We start from the raw sequence: 20,833 nt of genomic DNA on the forward strand, positions 1-20,833 counted from the left end.
CGTTGTATTTTTGTTACATCGTTTATATATTGTAAACGAAGTATTTTGTCTGACTCTCTTGAAATAAATGAAAGTGGCAGTATCTATTACTTAATAATTGATATATGGCACGGCTTAAATAATGCGCTAAAGCTAATTCAATGTGTTTAAGACTGTGCTTTTTTTAAAGGCCAACTATTCCATGCGTATAGATAAATTAACAACACAATTTCAAATGGCTTTAGGCACTGCACAAACTTTGGCCATTCAAAGCAAACATGCCTATTTAGAACCTGCTCATGTGCTCTTGGCGCTACTCGAAGACCCAGACTCTGGTGCTAGTAGTTTATTAGCCCGAGCTGGTGGTGCTGTGCCTCGGCTAAAAAGTGAACTGAGTAACTACCTAGCAGCTCAACCCCAAGTCGAGGGCGGAGAAGCGAACTTACGCGCTAGCCGCGAACTGCAAACGGCTTTAGCTCAGGCAGATAAAGAAGCGACCCAACGTGGTGATACCTATGTGGCAAGCGAGCTTTTTTTGCTTGCGGTTTTAAAAGACAAAGGACGTGCTAGCCAAATTTTACGAGATGTAGGGGTGCAAGACAAAGCCCTTGAAGCGGCTATAGACGCGGTGCGTGGCGGGGCGAATGTAACAGATGCCGAGGGCGAATCAAACCGTGAAGCCTTATCTAAATACACCACTGATTTTACCGAGCGGGCGCGTTTAGGCAAACTGGATCCCGTGATCGGGCGTGATGATGAAATTCGTCGCTCCATTCAAATATTGCAACGTCGCACTAAAAATAACCCTGTTTTAATTGGTGAGCCAGGCGTAGGTAAAACCGCTATTGTTGAGGGTTTAGCTCAGCGTATTGTAAATAACGAAGTGCCAGAAAGCTTAAAAGGAAAACGCCTTTTAGTGCTGGATTTGGCGGCGTTATTGGCGGGAGCTAAATTCCGCGGCGAATTCGAAGAACGCTTAAAAGCGGTCTTAAAAGAACTGGCCCAAGACGAAGGTCAAACCATTCTTTTCATTGATGAAATTCATATGGTGGTGGGCGCTGGTAAAGCCGATGGGGCGATGGACGCAGGCAACATGCTCAAACCCGCCTTAGCACGTGGCGAGATTCATTGTATTGGTGCGACGACTCTTGATGAGTATCGGCAGTACATAGAAAAAGACGCAGCACTCGAACGGCGCTTCCAACGCGTTCAGGTTGACGAGCCCGATGTGGCATCAACTATTGCTATTTTACGTGGTCTCCAAGAGCGTTATGAGCTGCACCATGGTGTTGCCATTACCGACCCTGCTATTGTTGCTGCAGCCGAGTTGTCTCATCGCTATATTACCGATCGATTTTTACCCGATAAGGCGATTGACTTAATTGATGAGGCCGCCGCTCGTATTCGTATGGAGATTGATTCCAAGCCAGAGGTCATGGACAAGCTTGAACGCCGTATGATCCAGCTTAAAATTGAGCGTGAAGCGGTGCGTCGTGAAGAGGACGATGCCTCTAAGAAACGTTTGCAAGCGATTGAAGACGAGCTTGAGGCATTGCAGCGTCAATACGATGATTATGACCATATCTGGAAAGCTGAAAAAGCCGCTGTTCAAGGGACGCAATCCATTAAAGAGGAAATTGAAGCGTTACGGGCACAAATGGCAGAGTATCAGCGTAAAGGTCAATTCGAGCAATTAGCCGAGTTGCAATACGGAAAATTACCTCAGCTCGAAGAGCGCTTAGCTTCTGCTGAGCATGCAAAAGAAGCGGTTGATGAAGAGGCTGAGCGCCCTAAACTGTTACGAACCCAAGTAGGCGTAGAGGAAATCGCCGAGGTGGTGTCGCGTGCCACGGGTATTCCTGTATCGCGCATGATGCAAGGTGAGCGTGAGAAACTTCTACAGATGGAGTCTCATCTGCATCAGCGTGTTGTGGGCCAAGACGAGGCCGTCACCTTAGTGTCAGATGCGATCCGTCGTTCACGAGCAGGCCTAGCAGATCCAGACCGTCCTTATGGTTCGTTCTTGTTTTTAGGGCCTACTGGTGTGGGTAAAACAGAGCTTACCAAGGCATTAGCTGGTTTTCTCTTTGACTCAGAAGACCATCTGATTCGTGTTGATATGTCTGAGTTTATGGAAAAACACTCGGTCGCTCGTTTGATTGGTGCGCCTCCCGGCTATGTGGGTTACGAGCAAGGTGGTTATTTAACCGAAGCGGTGCGTCGTAAGCCCTATAGTGTGATCTTGCTTGATGAAGTAGAAAAAGCACACCCCGATGTATTTAACGTGCTGCTGCAAGTGCTTGACGACGGTCGATTAACCGATGGTCAAGGGCGCACAGTGGACTTCCGTAACACCGTGGTGATTATGACTTCTAACTTGGGGTCGCAACACATTCAAATGATGCAGGATGAGCCTTACGAAACGGTGAAAGAGGTGGTATGGGAAGAGGTAAAACAGCATTTCCGTCCCGAGTTCTTAAACCGTATTGATGAGGTGGTGGTATTCCACGGCTTAGATGCACAGCATATCCAAGCCATTGCAAAAATTCAGTTACAGCGCTTGGATCAACGGCTACAAGATCGAGGTCTGGACCTAGATGTGTCAGAGGCGGCGTTGGCAGAAATTGCCAAGGTCGGTTTTGATCCTGTGTTTGGTGCCCGCCCGCTAAAACGTGCTATTCAGCAAAGTATTGAAAACCCTGTAGCCAAAGCTATATTGCAAGGTGAGTTTGCCGATGGCGATACCGTTCATGTTAGCTTTGTGGATGATGCGTTTAGTTTTACCAAATAAGCTTTTTTAATTTACTGGCCCCACTTAGGTGGGGCTTTTTTGTTTTTGGCCTTTGCATGAGGGCTAACCCTCTAAGTGATATCCCTCGTGCCATCAAAAGTAATTTACAACTAAACTATTTACAAGTAATTTTCGTAAATAAGCGAAAATAAGAATAATGAGGAGATATCTATGAAACGTTTAGTAGCTGCTTTGGCATTAACGTCTGTAGGCTTAGGTACTACAGCTGCTGCAGACACGATTAAAGTCGGAATTGCCAATGACAACTCGGGGCCATTTTCAGCAGTAGGGGCTGAGATCCGCGATGGTTTAAACCTAGCCATTAAGCAATTGGACGGCAAACTAGGGGGACAGCCTGCTGAGTTCATTCAACAAGACATGGCGGGCAACCCAGACCAAGCCCGTCAATTGGTAAATCGCTATATTCAACGCGATAAGATTGATTTTTTTACTGGTCCTGTGGGTTCCAATGTGGCGTTAGCGGTAGGGCCTGCTTTATTTAAAGCAGAAATCCCTTACTTAACCACAAACCCGGGGCCTAGTCAGCTGGCTGGCAAACAGTGCAATCCCTATTTCTTTGGTGTGTCGTATCAAAATGATGCCTTCCACGAGGCCGCTGGCAAGGTAGCTGCTGACCGTAACTACGAAAAAGTGTTCATCCTTGCGCCTGATTATCCTGCAGGCAAGGACGCTCTTAATGGCTTTAAGCGCGGATACGGTAAAACCCCTAGCGAAGAAATCTACACCAAGTTAGGCCAAATTGATTATGCCGCTGAACTTGCCCAAATTCGAGCCAACAAGCCGGCAGCCGTGTTTTTCTTTTTACCGGGCGGCATGGGCATTAACTTTATCAAGCAGTTTGTTGCAGCAGGGTTGAATAAAGACACCGTGCTTTTAGGGCCGGGCTTCTCTGGCGATACCGATATTATTCAAGCGGTTGGTGATCCTATCGAAGGCATGTTTAATACCGCTCAATGGGCCCATGATTTAGATGTGCCTGCTAATAAAAAATTCGTCGAAGCCTTCCGTAAAGAATACGATGGTCGTTATCCTTCCGTGTATGCCGCCCAAGCCTATGATGTGATTATGGCCATGGATGCCGCAGTGGCTCAGGTAGATGGCAATGTCAAAGACCGCGCAAAAGTCCTCGAGGCGTTAAAGTCAGCGGATTACGAGTCGGTACGTGGTAAGTTTAGCTACGGCACAAACAACTTCCCTATCCAGCCATATTATGTACGCGTGGTCGAGCGTGATGCAGACGGCGTTTTAACTAACAAGCTGGTGGGAACAGTATTCGACTCTTACCAAGACGTATATGTTGATGAATGCAAACTATAAGTATTAAAAGGTTGATAACAGAATGTCGCTCATATTAGTTACTGAGCAGCTGTTAAATGGTTTGCAATTCGGGTTGATGTTGTTTTTAATTGCTGCAGGTCTGACCTTGGTCTTCGGCATTATGGATATCATGAACTTGGCCCATGGGTCCCTGTATATGGCAGGGGCCTATGTGGCTGCAGAAACCATGCAGCGTACAGGCTCATTTACTCTAGCTGTATTAATTGCCGTTGGGGTTACTGCTTTAGTAGGTATTGTTCTAGAGTTAGCATTGATGCGTCGCTTGGTGCTCAGAGATCACCTTGCTCAAGTCCTTGGCACCTACGCCATTATTTTAATCGCTAACGATATTGTCAAAATGATCTGGGGGCCCGCCCCGATTATGTTCAATATGCCCACAGCCTTATCCGGGCCCATAGAAGTACTTCCAGACTTCTTATATCCCGCTTTTAGGCTAATGATCATTGCCGTTGGTTTAGTGGTAGCGGTGGGCTTATATGCTTTTGTTACCCGTACACGTGCTGGGGTTTTAGTACGCGCAGGTGCATCCAATCGGCAGATGGCTACTTTAATGGGCGTGCGGGTGCCTGTTCTTTTTCTAGGTATTTTTACGCTAGGCGCTGCATTGGCTGCTTTAGCTGGTGCAATGCTCGGGCCAATTAATGCCGTCCAGATTGGTATGGGCGAAGATATTCTAATTCTCGTGTTGGTGTGCATTGTTATTGGGGGGATTGGCTCTATACGTGGTGCATTTGTGGGGGCGTTACTCGTGGGTATGGTGGATACCGCTGGGCGCGCTTTTTTGCCCATGTTGCTACGTACTGTTTTCCCTGCTGATGTTGCATCCAGTGTAGGGCCCACGTTGGCAGCAATGTCAATTTATTTACTAATGGCCGTGGTTTTGGTAGTAAAACCCGCCGGATTATTTCCAGCGCGAGGTTAATCATGACAAAAACACGTTTAGCTATTGTTGTAGTGCTAGGGTTGTTAATTGCCTTTCCTTTAGTCGCTCCTAGCTTTGGTTTTGAGTTTTACGTTTCCTTCGTGCGACGTATCTTAATTTTTGCTTTGGCTGCCAGTGCGCTTAACTTGGTATTGGGCTATGGCGGTTTGGTTGCTTTAGGGCACGCTGCTTTTTTCGGTGCAGGCGCTTATGTCGTAGGTATTATGGCCGATGCCGGTATTTATGCCGCTTGGTTAGTTTGGCCTACCGCCATGATTTTGGCTGCCTTACTTGCATGTATTACTGGCGCTATTTCATTGCGCACCAAAGGGGTGTACTTCATTATGATCACCCTAGCGTTTGCGCAAATGATCTACTACTTATTTATTTCCTTGCGTCAATACGGTGGTGAAGACGGCATGAATTTATACGATTACTCCTCGTTGCCGGGGCTTGATCTAAGTAATGACGTGCAGTTTTATTATGTAGTGTTAGCCGTAGTGGTGTTGGCTTTTATTGTATTTAAACAGCTTATGGGGTCCCGTTTTGGGCATGCCTTGCGTGGTGCTAAAGAAAATCCTAGCCGCATGCAAGCATTAGGTTATCCCGTGTATGGTATTCAGCTGGTGGCTTATACGCTAAGCGGCGCTCTAATGGGGCTGGCTGGGGCGTTATTAGCTAACCATAATCTATTCGTATCACCTAGTCTTATGCATTGGACTCAGTCCGCCGATCTCATCATTATGGTGCTTGTAGGGGGTATGGGGCTTATGTTTGGGGGGGTAGCAGGGGCTGCAGTGTTATTAGTGCTCGAAGAAGTCTTGCGCAATTGGACTGAATTCTGGCATTTGCCTTTAGGTGTTCTGCTCCTCATCGTTGTATTTGCTGCGCCACAGGGCTTAGCCAGTTGGTTTGATAAGAAAAAGGTAAGCAATGACAATACATAACGAATCCACCTCAGCACCCGTGGTATTTCAAGCCCAAAATTTACACAAACGTTTTGGTGCTTTACGGGCGACAAATGGGGTGTCTATAGAGCTCCACCAAGGCGAAATTCATGGGTTAATAGGTCCAAACGGCGCAGGCAAATCAACGCTGATTCATCTGTTAGCAGGCACCTTACGTCCTGATCAAGGCGAGCTGTTTTTGCAAACACAAAATATTACAGGCTTAAAAGCCCATCAGCGGGTGGCTCAGGGGCTAGCGCGTTCATTTCAGGTCACTAATATCTTTAACGACTACACCGTATTAGAAAACCTAATGTTAGCCGTTCAGGCCGCCACGGGTAGTAGCTATCGTTTTTGGAAAACACGTGATAGTGAACAGCAGCTATTCGAGCGGGCAAAACAGCTAGCACACGAATGTGCTATTGATTCTAATGTCTGGCATAGTCAAGCTAAACACTTGCCACATGGGGAACAGCGCAAGCTAGAGTTTGCTTTGTCGTTAGCTGCTGATCCTGTGGTTATGCTGTTAGACGAGCCCATGGCAGGCATGGGGCCAGACGAGAGCTTACGTTTGACCGAGCTTATCGAGTCCATGCGTGGCAAGGCCAGCATGTTACTTGTTGAGCACGATATGCAAGCTGTTTTTAGACTGGCGGATCGTATTTCTGTATTAGTGGCAGGGCAAATCATTGCCTCGGGCACGCCCGAGCAAATTCGTCACGATGAAGCCGTAAAAAATGCCTATTTAGGCGATGAGTCAACGGAGGCCGCATGATTCTGCAAATTGATCACTTAGAAAGCGGCTATGGGGCCAGTCAGGTGTTATTTGGGGTAGACCTACAAATACAAGCGGGGCAAGTTGTCACCGTGCTGGGGCGTAATGGCATGGGTAAAAGCACGTTGCTAAAGACTCTGCTAGGCATGTTGCCTGTGCGAGCCGGCTCGGTTCGGTTCGAGGGGCAAAATACCAAAGGCTGGAGCACGGATAAAATTGCACGAGCTGGTATTGCCATTGTGCCCGAAGGCCGCATGTGTTTTCCAAATTTAACCGTAAAAGAGCATTTGACTGCTTTTGTGGCCCAACGCAATCCTAAAGCCACTCAGGAGTGGACCCCAGAAAAGGTATTCGATTTCTTTCCTCGTTTGCGGGAACGCCAACACAATATGGGGAATCAGCTTTCGGGTGGCGAACAACAAATGCTGGCGATTGGTCGAGCGTTAGTGACGAATCCCAAATTATTAATTCTAGATGAGGCCTCCGAAGGCTTAGCTCCTAAGATTCGCGAGGAGATTTGGCAGTGTCTAGATGTACTACGCGCCCAAGGCCAAACTATTTTAATTATCGATAAATACGTAGAACGCCTTATGAAGTTGGCAGACCATCATATTATTTTAGAAAAAGGGCGTGTGGTTTGGCAGGGGAACTCTACAGGTTTAGCGGCTGACCCTAGCTTGTGGGAACGCTATTTGGGCGTGTAACGGCAGCCCTGATATGACGCGTACCCACGGTGTGAGTACGCGTTATGGATTACGGGTTATTTTGCTGTTTTTTTCAGGGTTGCGGTGTCGTTAACGCCGTAAAATTTCACGCCAAACTCAATACGTGGACGTCCTTTGGACATACGCCAATTATTCGTATCACGCAAAGAGTACACACAGCCACAGTATTCCTGTTGATAAAACTGCTCTTGCTTGCTGATCTCTAGCATACGTTGTGAGCCACCGTCTTTGCGCCAGTTGTAGGTCCAGTACAGCATATCTGGATAGCGTGCTGCTGCACGCTCACCACAACCATTAATTTGATCCATGTCTTTCCAGCGGGAAATAGCCAATGAGCTAGAGATGGTGTCAAAGCCGTTTTCGTAGGCGTATAAAGCCGTACGCTCGAATCGCATATCAAAACACTCGGTGCAACGGATGCCGCGCTCTGGTTCGTTTTCCATGCCTTTTACACGTACAAACCAGTTATCCGCATCGTAATCTGCATCAATAAATGGGATGTTGTGCTGTTCGGCAAAACGCATGTTTTCCTCTTTACGGATTTCGTATTCGCGCAGAGGATGAATATTCGGGTTGTAAAAGAAAATAGTGTAATCAATACCCGAGGCAGTCATGGCCTCCATGACCTCGCCTGAGCAAGGTGCACAACACGAGTGCAACAACACCTTTTTGCTGTTGTTCGGAGGAGTCAGTATAGGACGAGTAAATTCTGTAAGTTTCATTGTGGGTAATGAGAATTAATCCATGATGGTTTGCCATAACGCACAGACGGCGTCACGTTCTTGCTGGACTTGTGCTTGAGGTAAGCGGGCTACCGTTGCCCCTTGAAGACGTAAGTTATGTTGATAGCGCCTAAAGGTACGATATGCCTGAATGGCAGGCTTGGTCAGAGCGGTAGGGATCAAACCGTATTCGGCGGCCATGCCCAATAGAGCAATATTACCTAAGTTGTTTAATAGAGCGGGATAGTGATGAGCATAACATAGCACTAAATACTGTGTAATGAACTCGATATCAACCATGCCGCCTTGATCGTGTTTTATATCGAATAAACCGCTTGGATTTGGATGCGCTTGAGCAATCTTGGTACGCATTTCAATCACTTGAGATTTAAATTGTAATGGATCGCGCTCGCGTAGCAAAATGGCTTGGCGTACTTTTTCAAAACGAGCACCGATATTAGGATCACCTGCAACAAAGCGTGCACGTGTAATAGCTTGATGTTCCCAAGACCAGGCTTGCTGGCTTTGGTATTTTTCAAACCCATCAATAGAAACCGCAATTAAACCGGCATCACCGTCAGGCCGCAGTCGCATATCAACCTCGTACAGACGGCCGGATGAGGTTAAGGTGGTTAGCCATGACACCATACGCCGCCCTAAACGTACGTAAGTTTCCACGGCGTCTTGGTCGGGATCATCATATAAAAACACCAAGTCCAGATCAGAGGCGTAGCCCAATTCCTTGCCACCTAATTTGCCATAGGCCACCACGGCAAAACGGGGTTGATCTGTATAAGTGGTGGTGTTTCGGGCCTGAGCCAAAGGCCAAGTACGGTAAATGGTTTCGGCCAAAAGCATATCAGCTAACGCTGATAGCTGGTCGGCCAATGCTTCTACGGTTAAAAGCCCGGCTAAATCTTGTGCTAGAAGCTGAAAGCTGACTTGGTGTTGCAGGTCGCGCATAAGATTCATCTGCCGCTCTACGTCTGCTTGACCATTAGGAAGCACACAAGCATCTAGCTCTAAGCGCAGTTGTTCGGCAAGACTTATAAAGTCTGGGCTCTCTAATAATTGATTCCACTCAATTAAACTATCAAGTACTAATGGGTATTGGCTGAGATAGTGGGCAGCCCATGGACTGGCCCCAGCCATGGCGCTTAACCGTTGAATGGTTTCAGGGTATTCCAATAACAGTGCTAGGTACGAGCTGCGGTTAGAAATATGTTCTAAGATATGATGCACTCGTTTATTGGTTTCTACTGGGTCATCGGTATGAGTGGCTGCCATGCGTACCAAAGGCAACAGTTGTTGCAAGCGTTTTAAACTAAATGTGGGTAGGCGCTGAATGCGATGGCTTTGTAGCAAGCGTTGGCTTTCTATTTCCAATACATGGGGGTCGGTATCGGCACAAGGCGTAGGTAAATCTAGCTTGGTGCTGCGTTTAGCCGAGTGCAGCACTGTTTTTTTATCTACGCCTGCTATACGGAAAGCATCTTGAAAGCTGTGGTGCACAAAGGATCGATGCTGTTTTAGTTCCGAGATAAAACGTGCCGTATCCATGCCTAAACTCTCAGCGAGCAATGCTGTTTGTTCTGTATCCGTAGGCAATAAATGGGTTTGTTGGTCTTCGCGATATTGTAAAAAGTGTTCAGTGCGGCGTAAAAACTCATACGCACTTAACAGCGGTTGGGCCAGACTTGCATCCATAAGATCTGCTTGAACTTGGGCATGAACCGCATCGTGTAAATTTTGTTGTTGTACTGACGGCCAGCGCCCACCCCGAATGAGTTGATTCAATTGAACCACAAACTCAATTTCACGAATGCCCCCGTCGCCAAGTTTAATATTATGCGTACTTTCTAAACTGTCCTTTGCCACAACTTTGCGTTCCCAGTCCTGACGAATACGCTCACGTAACTCGCGCAAAGCAGCTAGCGCATCAAAGTCAAAATATTTTCTATACACAAAAGGAACGCGGATCTGCTCTAAGCGTTGGGCTGCCGCTGCTGGTTGGCTCTCAGTAAAAGCACGTACGGGCAGGAGTCGTGCTTTAATCCACGCATAGCGCTCCCATTCGCGCCCTTGATGCATAAAATAATGCTCAAGGGCATTAAGGCTCCAGGCTAAAGCACCGGCATCGCCATCTGGACGTAGACGTAAATCCGTCCTAAATACATGGCCTGCGGCAGTGGTTTGTGACAGCAAAGGTAGCATACGCTGTGTAAGACGCCCAAAATATTCATGATGACTACGCGGTCTTGGCCCATCGGTTTCCCCGTCTTCCGCATACAAAGTAATTAAATCAATATCAGAAGACACGTTTAACTCAGACCCACCCCATTTGCCCATGGCTACAATGAGCATTTCTAGTGGTGCTCCTGTATTTGAGTCACGTGGGATGCCATGGGCTTGGCTGAGTTCGTGGCTTACACATTGATAAGCTTTGCTCACACTCAAGTCGGCTAAAAAACTCATGGCGGTGCCAACTTCGGCTAAACTAGCTTTTGCCTGCATGTCTCTTTGCATAAGAGTAAAAAAGACATAGCGTCGCATTATGCGTAACTGCTGTTTAAGCTGATCGGGATTGGTAGGGCTACCCGACGAGGCCTGAAGCAGATCAAACCAGTTCATAATGCGGTCAGGACTAACCGGGTGCACACTGTGCTCCTCAAGCCAATCTGCTAGCTCAGGGGTGGCATTTAGTTGGCGTCGCAGAGCACCAGACCAGTTTAATGTGCGTGTTAAATTCATAACTAAATCAAAGAGAGAAATGGGGCCTTTGTTACGCTGGACAGGGCGGGGACTACTTGCTGTTTATGTGGTTTTCTTAATTGTAGTGCTAGGCTTACGATATTGGCTAATGCCTAATATCGATCAGTGGCGTGCACCCATTAGTCAGGCGCTCAGTACCCTAACTCAAAGCGAAATAACCATTGGTTCGATCCAAGCGCAGTGGCAGGGCATATATCCTGAATTGCAACTAGAGCATGTCACAGTAGGTGATCCTGATTCACTGCAGGCTATAGCCATACCGCGTCTTATTGCGCGTTTTAAACCAAGTAGCCTTTGGCATGCGCAACCACACTTTTCTTATTTACGTATTGATGGGCTCGAGTTGAGCTTGCAACGGGACGCGCGCAATCAATGGCATCTAGCAGGGCAGTCCTGGGCCACATCGACTAACTCTACTTCGTCATCGGGGTTTTGGCATTGGTTAACGCAGCAGGATCATATTGAGTTGCAGCACGCTGTACTACGTTGGCACGATCTAGGGCGAGCTACAGAGCCTATTCAACTTAGCCAAGTACAAGGAGTTCTGCATCAGTACGAGGGAGTGTTGCAGTATGAGCTCACCGCCACACCGCCTGAGCACTTGGGGCAACAAGTTCAACTACAAGGGGCTTTGCAGCGTGAAGAGCTACTAAATCAACAGCTCAGTGGCAATGTGTATATTCGCATGGCAGATTTAAGTGCCCATGCCTGGCAACAATGGGTAGACCTGCCTACCGGCTTGACTCAGGCCCAATTAGATAGCCAGATTTGGCTTCAAATTGATCAAAGTCAAATTGAAGAGGTGGCCTTAGACCTCCGTGTGCATAAACCTAAATGGAATACCAAAGAGCTTGGTACTTTGTCTGCCGAACAGGTGCGTATATTTGCTCAAGGCCCGTGGCGTAGTTTTAATCATTTTATTCAAGAGCGACCTTTGTATGAACGATTACAAGAGGACGCTTTCTCGCTAGAAGTCTATGCCAGCGGTGCACAATGGCACGACAGCTCTTTCTTTACGCAACCTTGGTATTTTGATCGCTTAGAGTTGGTGGCTTCACATTCAGCTCAGCCTAAAAGCCCATCTATTGAGCTAAGCCATTTTTTTGTACAGAATGCGGACTTTGAGTTAGCTATGAAGGGCTCAGTGGCACTGCATGACTCAGACTGGTCTCAAAGCGAGCTGGATCTAACGGCGCGAGCGCAACGCATTCAACTCAATCGTCTTTATGCTTATTTTCCCACGCCTGCTATTGCCGAAACCGTAGTGGGTTGGCTACGCGATGGCTTAGCGTCAGGGCAGGCGTCTGAGGCCGTGTTACGTTGGCAGGGACGTTTAGATCAGTACCCATATACGGACCCTGCTCAAGGGCTATTTTATGTGGGCGCTGCAATTGAAGATGCCGTGGTGGATTATTATCCGGCTCAAGGCTCCGAGAAGGGGTGGCCCAAGGTAGAAAATATCCAGGGTAGTTTAAGTATTCTTGGTAATCGCCTTGACTTAAAACAAGCGCAAGGTGCTTTGAAGCCCAATGGCAAAGATGTGGTATTGGCTCCTGCGATCACGTTAGCCATCGATGATTTCTCAGCACAGGAGCCTCTATTAACTATAGAGACTACTACGCATGGGCCAGCGCAAGCTTATCTAGGTTTGATGACACACAGCGACTTAGGCGTATTGCTTGATCATACTTTTGATCAAGCAAAGGCCACTGGCGAATGGGCAGTGCCTTTAGCACTAAGAGTGAACTTAGCCCACGGCGAGCAAACCCAAGTGCAAGGGCATATTGATTTCAAGCAAAATACTTTGCAGCTTTGGCCGCAGCTGCCGCCACTTTCACAGGTGCAGGGTAAATTGCTTTTTTCAGAAAAAGATGCACAGGCCCAGTTAAAAGCACAATGGCTGGGCGGCCCGGTTCAGATCAGTCAGACTATAGGCAAGGCTAATCAGGCTTTAGAGCTTGAGGGGCAGCTTAAACTAGAGGAGCTCACTGCATTTTATAAGATCAAGCCTTTGGCACTGTATGCACAGGGTACAGCACCTTACCACGCGCAGATAGGTTTTGATGCGGACAATCAATTTGCCATACACGTCCAAACCCCATTGAAAGGTATTGCACTACATTTGCCTGCACCTTTAAAGAAACGGGCGGAGCAAGAATGGCCGCTACAACTAAGTTGGAGTGCTCAGCAGTCAAACCGTGCCTTGCACGCTCAGTTAGGCTCAGACTTACATTTGCACTTGCAACAGAGCGCCAGTGATTCTATTCAGTTTGATAGAGGCTATTTCACTTGGAAACGGGCTCAGCCCAATTCAATGCGCCCTGGTTTTTGGGTGGACATAGAGGAAACGGAGTTAGATTTAAATGCGTGGCAAGAGGTGGTGTCTTCATTTACCCAAGCGCTAAGCAACAAAACAACGCCTAGCTCTCTAGAGCTTAATACGGTTCGGATCAAAACAAACCAAGCTGCCATATTTGATGGGGTATTAAATCAATTAACGTATACCTCGCAGCAGCTTCAACCGCGTCAGTGGCGCACGGACATCAGCTCGGAACAAGTAGCGGGTACGGTGCAGTGGCAAGAAGACTCTGAGGGGCACATTCAAGGGCCAGTACAAGCTGATTTTCAGAGGATTCATTGGCAGCCCACTTCTGACGCTACTTTAACCGCAACCAACAAAGAACGCTTAGACCCAGAAATGGTTTGGCCAGACCTGAATTTGAAGGTTAGTGAACTCAGTTATGGGGCATGGCATTTAGGGCAGGTTGAGGTGCAAGGTCGAAGCAGCGCTAACGACCCATTTTTGTGGCAAATTCCTCATCTAAAACTGAGTACGCCTTATGGCGAATTGCATGGACAAGGGAGTTGGCATCTAGCCGGTACAGAGCGCGGTTTGCAGTTACAGACAGAGTTAAACAGTTCTACCATGGGTGAGTTGTTGGATTACGTAGGATTTAAAAATTTAATGGTCGAGGGCCAAGGGCAGCTCAACACACAACTCAATTGGCAACAGTTTCCATGGCAAACGTCGTTACAAACACTGCAGGCTACGATGGATTTATCTTTGCAGCGTGGTCGTTTGCACCAACTGCATTCGCAAACAGGTAAATGGCTTGAGTTTCTTTCACTGCAATCCATTTCACGCTTAACGACTTTGGGTACGGATTTGCGGGGAGTGTTACAAAATGGTTTGCCATTTGATGCCATAACTGGCCAAATTCGTTTAGACAATGCAATTGCCCAGACCCATGATTTTCAAGTTGTTGGACCTGTTGGGGCAGTGGCTTTAGAAGGTAGCGCGGATTTGGATGCAAAGCAGTTAGATCTGTATGCATTAGTAGTGCCACGTATGGAAATGAGTGGTGCGGCTTTAGCCGCTGGTTTTGCGCTTAACCCGGTGGTGGGGGCCAGTGCTTTTCTAACGCAGTGGTTATTAAAGGATCCCTTAGCCAAAGCCATGACCATGCGCTATCACCTGACTGGCCCCTGGGATCAGGTTGAGACCAACGAGGCTCCCTTAACAGAGCACTAGGTCCATAAAAAAAACACTCCAGTGCATAGCAATAGGAGTGTTTTTTAGTTAAGCCATGAGTATTTATTTTTTCATCATGTCAAAGAACTCGGCGTTGTTCTTGGTGGCTTTAACTTTATCTAAAATAAAGTCCATGGCCTCGACCTCGTCCATATCATGAATAAATTTACGTAAAACCCAAACTTTTTGCAATAAGTCGGGTTTGATTAAAAGCTCTTCACGACGTGTGCTGGTTTTATTGAGGTTAATGGCGGGATAAATACGTTTTTCCGCCAAACGACGCTCGAGATGGATTTCAGAGTTACCTGTGCCTTTGAACTCTTCGTAGATGACTTCGTCCATACGGCTACCTGTCTCTATGAGAGCGGTACCAATAATGGTTAAAGAGCCGCCTTCTTCAAGATTTCGGGCTGCACCAAAAAAGCGTTTAGGACGTTGTAAAGCGTTAGCATCTACACCACCGGTAAGAACCTTGCCAGAGGCTGGGACCACCGTGTTATATGCTCGAGCCAGACGGGTAATGGAGTCTAAGAGAATAACCACATCTTTTTTAAGCTCTACCAGACGCTTGGCTTTTTCAATGACCATTTCCGCAACTTGAACGTGACGCGTAGCCGGTTCATCAAAAGTAGAAGCAACCACTTCGCCGCGTACAGTACGCTGCATTTCTGTGACTTCTTCGGGACGCTCGTCAACCAGAAGCACAATTAGGGTGGAGTCCGGGTAATTGGTGGTGATTGCATGAGCCATGTGCTGCATCATCACTGTTTTACCTGATTTAGGACTTGCTACGATAAGAGCGCGTTGACCTTTACCAATGGGCGCAAAGATATCCAGAATGCGACCGGTAATATTTTCTTCACTTTTAATGTCGCGCTCTAGGCGCATGGGTTGGTTGGGGTGAAGGGGGGTGAGGTTTTCAAACATGATGCGATGTTTGATGACCTCGGGTTGCATACCGTTCACTTTGTCTACTTTGACTAGAGCAAAGTAGCGTTCCCCATCTTTAGGAGTGCGAACCTCGCCCTCGATGGAATCCCCTGTATGCAAATTAAAACGACGAATTTGAGAGGGTGAAATATAGATGTCGTCAGTACTAGCTAGATAGGAAGTCTCGGGGGAGCGTAGAAAACCAAACCCATCGGGTAAGACTTCAAGTACGCCATCTCCGAAGATTTGTTCGCCTTGTTTAGCGCGCTTTTTCATAATTGCAAACATGAGTTCCTGTTTGCGCATACGGTTAGCATTATCTATTTCTAGGCTGGCAGCCATTTCTAGCAGCTGCGACACGTGCAGCGCTTTGAGTTCGTTGAGGTGCATGAGAAGAAAAGAAGGGAATCAGCCAATGGCGGCGAGCCAAGGACATGGCTCGCGCAGAGATTGTTGTTTATAAGGAGTTATCGAGAAATTCTTGGAGCTGTGTTTTAGTAATGGCACCTACTTTGGTTTCGGTAGGTTGACCATTTTTGAACAGCATTAACGTAGGAATACCACGGATGCCAAATTTAGAGGCGGTTTCGGGATTGTCATCTACGTTTAGTTTAGCAATAGTAACACGACCAGCGTATTGTTCAGCAACTTCGTCCAAAATAGGGGCGATAGCTTTACATGGACCACACCATGCTGCCCAGTAATCGACAAGTACAGGTTGGTCGGAGTTAAGAACGTCTTCGGAAAAAGACGCATCGGATACATTTTTAATGAATTGGCTCATGGCTAAAATGTCTGAGTATAAAGGTGATCGAATAAATACACTATACGAGATCGCATGCAACAAGCACAATGTATGCGCAAGACATTTTTGTCTGTGTTGTGCTTTTTCTACAAGCTGTGCGGTAAGTACCAAACCCTATTTCAACAGAATCAAATCATTCAGTTGCTATATTGTATTTGGGGTTTGCACCCATAGTTCGTAAAATAGATTTTTTTTCCGATTGATAGAGATTAGAGAGTGTCTAAGTCCAATTACGATGAATCATCAATTCGGGTGTTGAAAGGCTTAGAGCCAGTGCGTCAACGTCCGGGCATGTATACCCGTACAGATAACCCTTTACACATTATACAAGAGGTTATCGATAATGCGGCAGATGAAGCTTTAGCCGGATATGCAAAACATATTACGTTGACGTTGCACAAAGATCAAAGTATCTCCGTCGAGGATGATGGGCGGGGTATCCCTGTGGGTCTGCACCCCCAAGAAAACGCGCCGGTGGTAGAGTTAGTTTTTACTCGACTGCATGCCGGAGGAAAGTTTGATAAAAAGGACGGGGGCGCGTATGCGTTCTCTGGCGGGCTGCATGGTGTAGGCGTTTCAGTGACGAATGCTTTATCCACTCGGCTAGAGGTGCAAGTGTGGCGTCAGGGCGAAATTCATCAAATTGATTTTGCTGATGGCAATGTGCTCAATGCCTTATATATCGCCGGTTCAGCGCCAAAGCGTAAAACAGGAACCCGAGTACGCGCTTGGCCCGATCCAAGGTATTTTGACTCAGCACAAATTCCTTTGGCTGAGCTGAAACATGTGCTGCGCAGCAAGGCGGTATTGCTTAGTGGTACCACGGTTAGCTTAGTCAATGAGAAAACCAATGAGCAGTTACAGTGGTGCTATGAAAGCGGTCTAGCGGGTTATCTTCAAGAAGCTCTTACAGACCAAGAGCTTTATCTGCCTTTATTCCAAGGGGCGCAGTTTGCTAGCGAAGACGACGAAAATTATGCTTTAGGTGAGGGCGTAGAATGGGTCGTGGCGTGGACACTTGAAGGCAATGTTATGCGCGAATCGTTTGTAAACCTGATTGCTACGCCAGCAGGTGGTACGCACGAGGCCGGACTACGCGATGGGCTTTACCAAGCCGTAAAAAACTTTGCTGAGCTACACAGCTTGCTACCAAAAGGGTTACGCTTATTGCCCGAAGATGTGTTTGCGCGTGTTAGCTTTGTATTGTCCGCAAAAATCTTAGACCCACAGTTCCAAGGTCAAATTAAAGAGCGCTTAAACAGTCGCGATGCCGTGCGGATGATCAGCACATTTGTACGTAATGCGCTCGAGTTACGCTTAAACTCAGAGGTAGAAGACGGCAAGAAGCTGGCGGAGCTAGTAATTCGTCATGCACAAGCCCGTGTGCGTTCCACACAGCGCATTGAAAAGCGTAAAAGTTCGGGCGTAGCGGTTCTACCTGGCAAGCTGACGGATTGTGAGTCGCAAGACACAAGCCGCAACGAGCTGTTCTTAGTAGAGGGGGACTCGGCGGGGGGCTCAGCTAAAATGGGTAGAGATAAATCGTTTCAAGCCATTTTACCGCTCCGCGGCAAGGTTTTAAACTCGTGGGAAGTCGACCGTGACCGTTTATTTGCTAACCAAGAAATCCATGATATTTCCGTTGCTATAGGGGTAGATCCACACACAGCAACAGAAACCCCTGATTTAAGCCAACTGCGTTACGGCAAAATCTGTATTTTGTCGGATGCCGACGTAGATGGCTCGCATATTCAGGTCTTGCTTTTGACTTTGTTTTTCCGTCATTTTCCTGCATTGATTCAAGCCGGACATATTTATATTGCGCGCCCCCCTTTATTCCGTCTTGATGTGCCGGCCATAGCAAAACGGCCAGCACGCAAAATTTATTGCTTAGATCAAGCCGAATTAGACAGTGCTATCGATAAATTACGCAAAGAAAAAGTACGAGAGGACTCGTGGTCTATCAGCCGATTTAAAGGGCTAGGGGAAATGAGCGCAGAACAGCTCTGGGACACCACGATGAATCCAGATACGCGTCGCCTATTACCGGTGGCCTATGGTGCCCAAGGGCTCACGGGAACCACCGAGATGTTTGACATGTTAATGGGTCGAGGCGAGGCTGCACAGCGCCGCACGTGGTTAGAGGCCAAGGGTAATTTGGCTGATGTGGATATTTAAATACGCTGATACGCGGCGACTCTTTCTAGAAATTAAAGACTAAACAGGATAAGTATGATGCAATCCGATTTGTTTGCGTCTGGTGCAAATGAACCATCTGCTCAAGCAGAGTCATTGCAAAATGATGAAATAACTCTAGCGCAATATGCCGAACAAGCGTATTTGGACTATGCGGTTTCAGTAGTAAAAGGGCGTGCATTGCCCGATGTGTCTGATGGTCAAAAACCAGTACAGCGTCGTATTTTGTATGCGATGAGTGCAATGGGTTTACGTTCAGGTGCTAAACCCGTTAAATCGGCGCGTGTGGTGGGGGATGTATTAGGTAAATACCACCCCCATGGAGATCAAGCAGCCTATGATGCCATGGTGCGCATGGCGCAAGATTTTGTGTTGCGTTACCCCCTCATCGAAGGCCAAGGCAACTTCGGTTCACGCGATGGGGATAACGCAGCCGCTATGCGTTATACCGAAGCACGCTTAACGCCTTTTGCTAATTTATTGCTAGAGGAGTTGGGTGAGGGCACGGTTGATTTTGAGCCCAACTACGATGGTTCTCAAAAAGAGCCTGTGCTGCTGCCGGCCCGTTTACCTATTGTGCTTTTAAATGGAGCCTCGGGTATTGCTGTGGGCATGGCAACGGAAATCCCACCGCATAACCTTGCAGAGGTAGCACGTGCTTGTATTACTTTGCTCGAGCAGCCTGATTTGGATGACAAGGACCTTTACGATTTAGTACCTGGTCCTGATTTCCCCGGCGGGGGGCAAATCATTACCTCCCCTACTGATATTGCGCAGGTTTACAAACAGGGCCGTGGTTCTATTAAAGTTCGGGCTCGTTGGGATATCGAAGAGTTAGCGCGTGGGCAATGGCAGTTGGTGGTTAATGAGCTTCCTCCCGGCGCTTCTAGTCAAAAAATCCTAGAGGAAATTGAAGAAAAAACTAACCCCCGTATTCGTGCAGGGCGCAAAGCCTTAACTGCAGAGCAGCAGCAAACTCGTGCCTTATTGCTGGGCTTATTAGATACAGTTCGGGATGAGTCCGGTAAGGATGCGCCCGTGCGCTTGGTATTTGAGCCCAAGTCCAGTCGTATCGACAGAGACGAGTTTATTAATACGTTATTGGCCCAAACAAGCATGGAGGGCAATGTCAGCATTAACCTGGTTAGTATTGGTATTGATGGCAGACCAGGGCAGCGTACTCTTAGACAAATGCTAGAGGAATGGTTGCAGTTTAGAGCGCATACCGTGCGTAAGCGCACTCAGTTCCGTCTAGACAAGGTTACCGACCGGATCCATATCTTAGAAGGGCGCATGATTGTCTACTTGGACGTAGACGCCGTAATCCACACCATCCGTGATGCTGACGAACCTAAAGAAGCGCTAATCGAACGTTTCTCGCTAAGTGAGCGTCAGGCAGAGGATATTTTGGAGATGCGCCTAAGGCAGTTGGCGCGTTTAGAAGGTTTTAAAATTGAACAAGAGCTAGCCAAACAGCGCAAAGAGCAGGCCGCATTGCAAAAACTGTTAAATAGCAAAACCGCATTTAAGCGCTTGTTGATCAAAGAGATCAATCTCGATGCAGAAAGCTTTGGGGATTCACGTCGTACCCTCATTCAGGAAGCGGAACGAGCAGTATTAGAAACCCGTGTGGTGGATGAGCCCATTACCGTTATCATGTCACAACAGGGGTGGTTGAGGCGACGTCAAGGTCATGGTCATGATGTACAGCAGTTCAGCTTTAAAAGCGGCGATGCTTACTATGATGCACGCGAAGCCCGTAGCACTGACGAGTTAATTGCTTTAGGTACTGATGGTCGAGCTTATACCGTTCAGGTCGGCGATTTGCCTTCAGCTCGTGGTGACGGCCAACCCATTACAGCCTTGGCAGAGGTTAACAGTGCAGCGCCAATTTGTCATATGATGGTGGGTCAGGCGCAGCAAAAAATTCTGCTAGGTACAGAAGGTGGGTATGGGTTTTTGACCCAGCTTAGCGACATGAGCACGCGTCAAAAGGCGGGCAAGCAATTTGCCTCTGTTACAGCCGCCGATACGCTTTTGCGTCCTGTGTATGTGCAACCCGACCACACCTTGTTGGCACTCTTAACCGCCAAAGCGCGTTTTTTAGTGATTGCACTGGATGAGCTAAGAACACTAAGTGGTGGACGAGGCACAAAATTAATAGATTTAGATAAAGATGACCGAGTGGTTGCTTGGGCCACAGGGCCTGAAGATGGCTTTGTGATTTCAGGGATTTACCGTCGCCGAGTAACAGACTGGGCGATCCAGGGCGCTACGTTAGAGTCGTATTTGGGTAAACGTGCGCGTAAAGGTAAAAACCTTGAGCGCAAAATGACAGAAATGGTGTTAACCCCTTTTTCTGCAGTTACGGAATAATA

13 protein-coding genes are annotated in these 20,833 nt (G+C 47.5%); 9 read left to right on the plus strand and 4 right to left on the minus strand.

Annotated features, from left to right (window positions below):
• Nucleotides 1-181 precede the first annotated feature (181 nt).
• The 6 genes from clpB to ACBP46_RS09030 all read left to right on the plus strand — a co-directional run bounded on the left by clpB (nucleotide 182) and on the right by ACBP46_RS09030 (nucleotide 7,477).
• A complete protein-coding gene (clpB, locus tag ACBP46_RS09005; RefSeq protein WP_371016399.1) occupies nucleotides 182-2,770 on the plus strand; it encodes an ATP-dependent chaperone ClpB in 2,589 nt (862 codons plus the stop codon).
• Nucleotides 2,771-2,941: 171 nt separating this feature from the next.
• Nucleotides 2,942-4,108 carry an ABC transporter substrate-binding protein gene (locus ACBP46_RS09010; protein ID WP_371016400.1) on the plus strand — a complete coding sequence of 389 codons (1,167 nt, stop codon included), beginning with the start codon at nucleotides 2,942-2,944 and terminating at the stop codon, nucleotides 4,106-4,108.
• Between the two features lie 22 nt (nucleotides 4,109-4,130).
• Complete coding sequence (locus tag ACBP46_RS09015) at nucleotides 4,131-5,051, plus strand: branched-chain amino acid ABC transporter permease (protein WP_371016401.1); 921 nt, start codon at nucleotides 4,131-4,133, stop codon at nucleotides 5,049-5,051.
• Nucleotides 5,052-5,053: 2 nt separating this feature from the next.
• Entirely contained in the window at nucleotides 5,054-5,998 is a 945-nt protein-coding gene (locus ACBP46_RS09020) for a branched-chain amino acid ABC transporter permease (RefSeq protein ID WP_371016402.1), read from the plus strand.
• On the plus strand, nucleotides 5,985-6,773 hold the full coding sequence (locus ACBP46_RS09025) for an ABC transporter ATP-binding protein (protein ID WP_371016403.1): 789 nt from the start codon (nucleotides 5,985-5,987) through the stop codon (nucleotides 6,771-6,773). The genes ACBP46_RS09020 and ACBP46_RS09025 overlap by 14 nt, the downstream gene beginning before the upstream one ends.
• Complete coding sequence (locus tag ACBP46_RS09030; RefSeq protein WP_371016404.1) at nucleotides 6,770-7,477, plus strand: ABC transporter ATP-binding protein; 708 nt, start codon at nucleotides 6,770-6,772, stop codon at nucleotides 7,475-7,477. The genes ACBP46_RS09025 and ACBP46_RS09030 overlap by 4 nt, the downstream gene beginning before the upstream one ends.
• Before the next feature lie 56 nt (nucleotides 7,478-7,533).
• Here ACBP46_RS09030 and ACBP46_RS09035 read toward each other — a convergent pair whose 3' ends face one another.
• Nucleotides 7,534-8,220 carry an epoxyqueuosine reductase QueH gene (locus tag ACBP46_RS09035; RefSeq protein ID WP_371016405.1) on the minus strand — a complete coding sequence of 229 codons (687 nt, stop codon included), beginning with the start codon at nucleotides 8,218-8,220 and terminating at the stop codon, nucleotides 7,534-7,536.
• Nucleotides 8,221-8,235: 15 nt separating this feature from the next.
• Entirely contained in the window at nucleotides 8,236-10,971 is a 2,736-nt protein-coding gene (glnE, locus tag ACBP46_RS09040) for a bifunctional [glutamate--ammonia ligase]-adenylyl-L-tyrosine phosphorylase/[glutamate--ammonia-ligase] adenylyltransferase (protein ID WP_371016406.1), read from the minus strand.
• Between the two features lie 19 nt (nucleotides 10,972-10,990).
• Here glnE and ACBP46_RS09045 point away from each other — a divergent pair, with 19 nt between their 5' ends.
• Nucleotides 10,991-14,524 carry a YhdP family protein gene (locus tag ACBP46_RS09045; protein ID WP_371016407.1) on the plus strand — a complete coding sequence of 1,178 codons (3,534 nt, stop codon included), beginning with the start codon at nucleotides 10,991-10,993 and terminating at the stop codon, nucleotides 14,522-14,524.
• 63 nt (nucleotides 14,525-14,587) lie between these two features.
• Here ACBP46_RS09045 and rho read toward each other — a convergent pair whose 3' ends face one another.
• Nucleotides 14,588-15,844: a transcription termination factor Rho gene (rho, locus tag ACBP46_RS09050; protein ID WP_371016408.1), complete on the minus strand. Its 1,257-nt coding sequence runs from the start codon at nucleotides 15,842-15,844 to the stop codon at nucleotides 14,588-14,590.
• Between the two features lie 67 nt (nucleotides 15,845-15,911).
• Nucleotides 15,912-16,238, minus strand: a complete 327-nt coding sequence (trxA, locus tag ACBP46_RS09055) for a thioredoxin TrxA (protein WP_371016409.1) — start codon at nucleotides 16,236-16,238, stop codon at nucleotides 15,912-15,914.
• Nucleotides 16,239-16,475: 237 nt separating this feature from the next.
• Here trxA and ACBP46_RS09060 point away from each other — a divergent pair, with 237 nt between their 5' ends.
• On the plus strand, nucleotides 16,476-18,437 hold the full coding sequence (locus tag ACBP46_RS09060) for a DNA topoisomerase IV subunit B (protein WP_371016410.1): 1,962 nt from the start codon (nucleotides 16,476-16,478) through the stop codon (nucleotides 18,435-18,437).
• A gap of 54 nt (nucleotides 18,438-18,491) precedes the next feature.
• The gene (parC, locus tag ACBP46_RS09065; protein ID WP_371016411.1) at nucleotides 18,492-20,831 is read left to right on the plus strand and encodes a DNA topoisomerase IV subunit A; all 2,340 of its coding nucleotides are present in this window, start codon (nucleotides 18,492-18,494) and stop codon (nucleotides 20,829-20,831) included.
• Nucleotides 20,832-20,833: the final 2 nt, after the last annotated feature.

It is taken from the genome of Paenalcaligenes hominis (assembly GCF_041359055.1).
Taxonomy (GTDB): domain Bacteria; phylum Pseudomonadota; class Gammaproteobacteria; order Burkholderiales; family Burkholderiaceae_B; genus Paenalcaligenes; species Paenalcaligenes hominis_A.

What these genes read in the sequence shown, in the direction of transcription:
- clpB (WP_371016399.1), top strand. Translation starts at nt 182, where the DNA reads ATGCGTATAGATAAATTAACAACACAATTTCAAATGGCTTTAGGCACT.
- ACBP46_RS09010 (WP_371016400.1), top strand. Translation starts at nt 2,942, where the DNA reads ATGAAACGTTTAGTAGCTGCTTTGGCATTAACGTCTGTAGGCTTAGGT.
- ACBP46_RS09015 (WP_371016401.1), top strand. Translation starts at nt 4,131, where the DNA reads ATGTCGCTCATATTAGTTACTGAGCAGCTGTTAAATGGTTTGCAATTC.
- ACBP46_RS09020 (WP_371016402.1), top strand. Translation starts at nt 5,054, where the DNA reads ATGACAAAAACACGTTTAGCTATTGTTGTAGTGCTAGGGTTGTTAATT.
- ACBP46_RS09025 (WP_371016403.1), top strand. Translation starts at nt 5,985, where the DNA reads ATGACAATACATAACGAATCCACCTCAGCACCCGTGGTATTTCAAGCC.
- ACBP46_RS09030 (WP_371016404.1), top strand. Translation starts at nt 6,770, where the DNA reads ATGATTCTGCAAATTGATCACTTAGAAAGCGGCTATGGGGCCAGTCAG.
- ACBP46_RS09035 (WP_371016405.1), bottom strand. Translation starts at nt 8,220, where the DNA reads ATGAAACTTACAGAATTTACTCGTCCTATACTGACTCCTCCGAACAAC.
- glnE (WP_371016406.1), bottom strand. Translation starts at nt 10,971, where the DNA reads ATGAATTTAACACGCACATTAAACTGGTCTGGTGCTCTGCGACGCCAA.
- ACBP46_RS09045 (WP_371016407.1), top strand. Translation starts at nt 10,991, where the DNA reads ATGGGGCCTTTGTTACGCTGGACAGGGCGGGGACTACTTGCTGTTTAT.
- rho (WP_371016408.1), bottom strand. Translation starts at nt 15,844, where the DNA reads ATGCACCTCAACGAACTCAAAGCGCTGCACGTGTCGCAGCTGCTAGAA.
- trxA (WP_371016409.1), bottom strand. Translation starts at nt 16,238, where the DNA reads ATGAGCCAATTCATTAAAAATGTATCCGATGCGTCTTTTTCCGAAGAC.
- parC (WP_371016411.1), top strand. Translation starts at nt 18,492, where the DNA reads ATGATGCAATCCGATTTGTTTGCGTCTGGTGCAAATGAACCATCTGCT.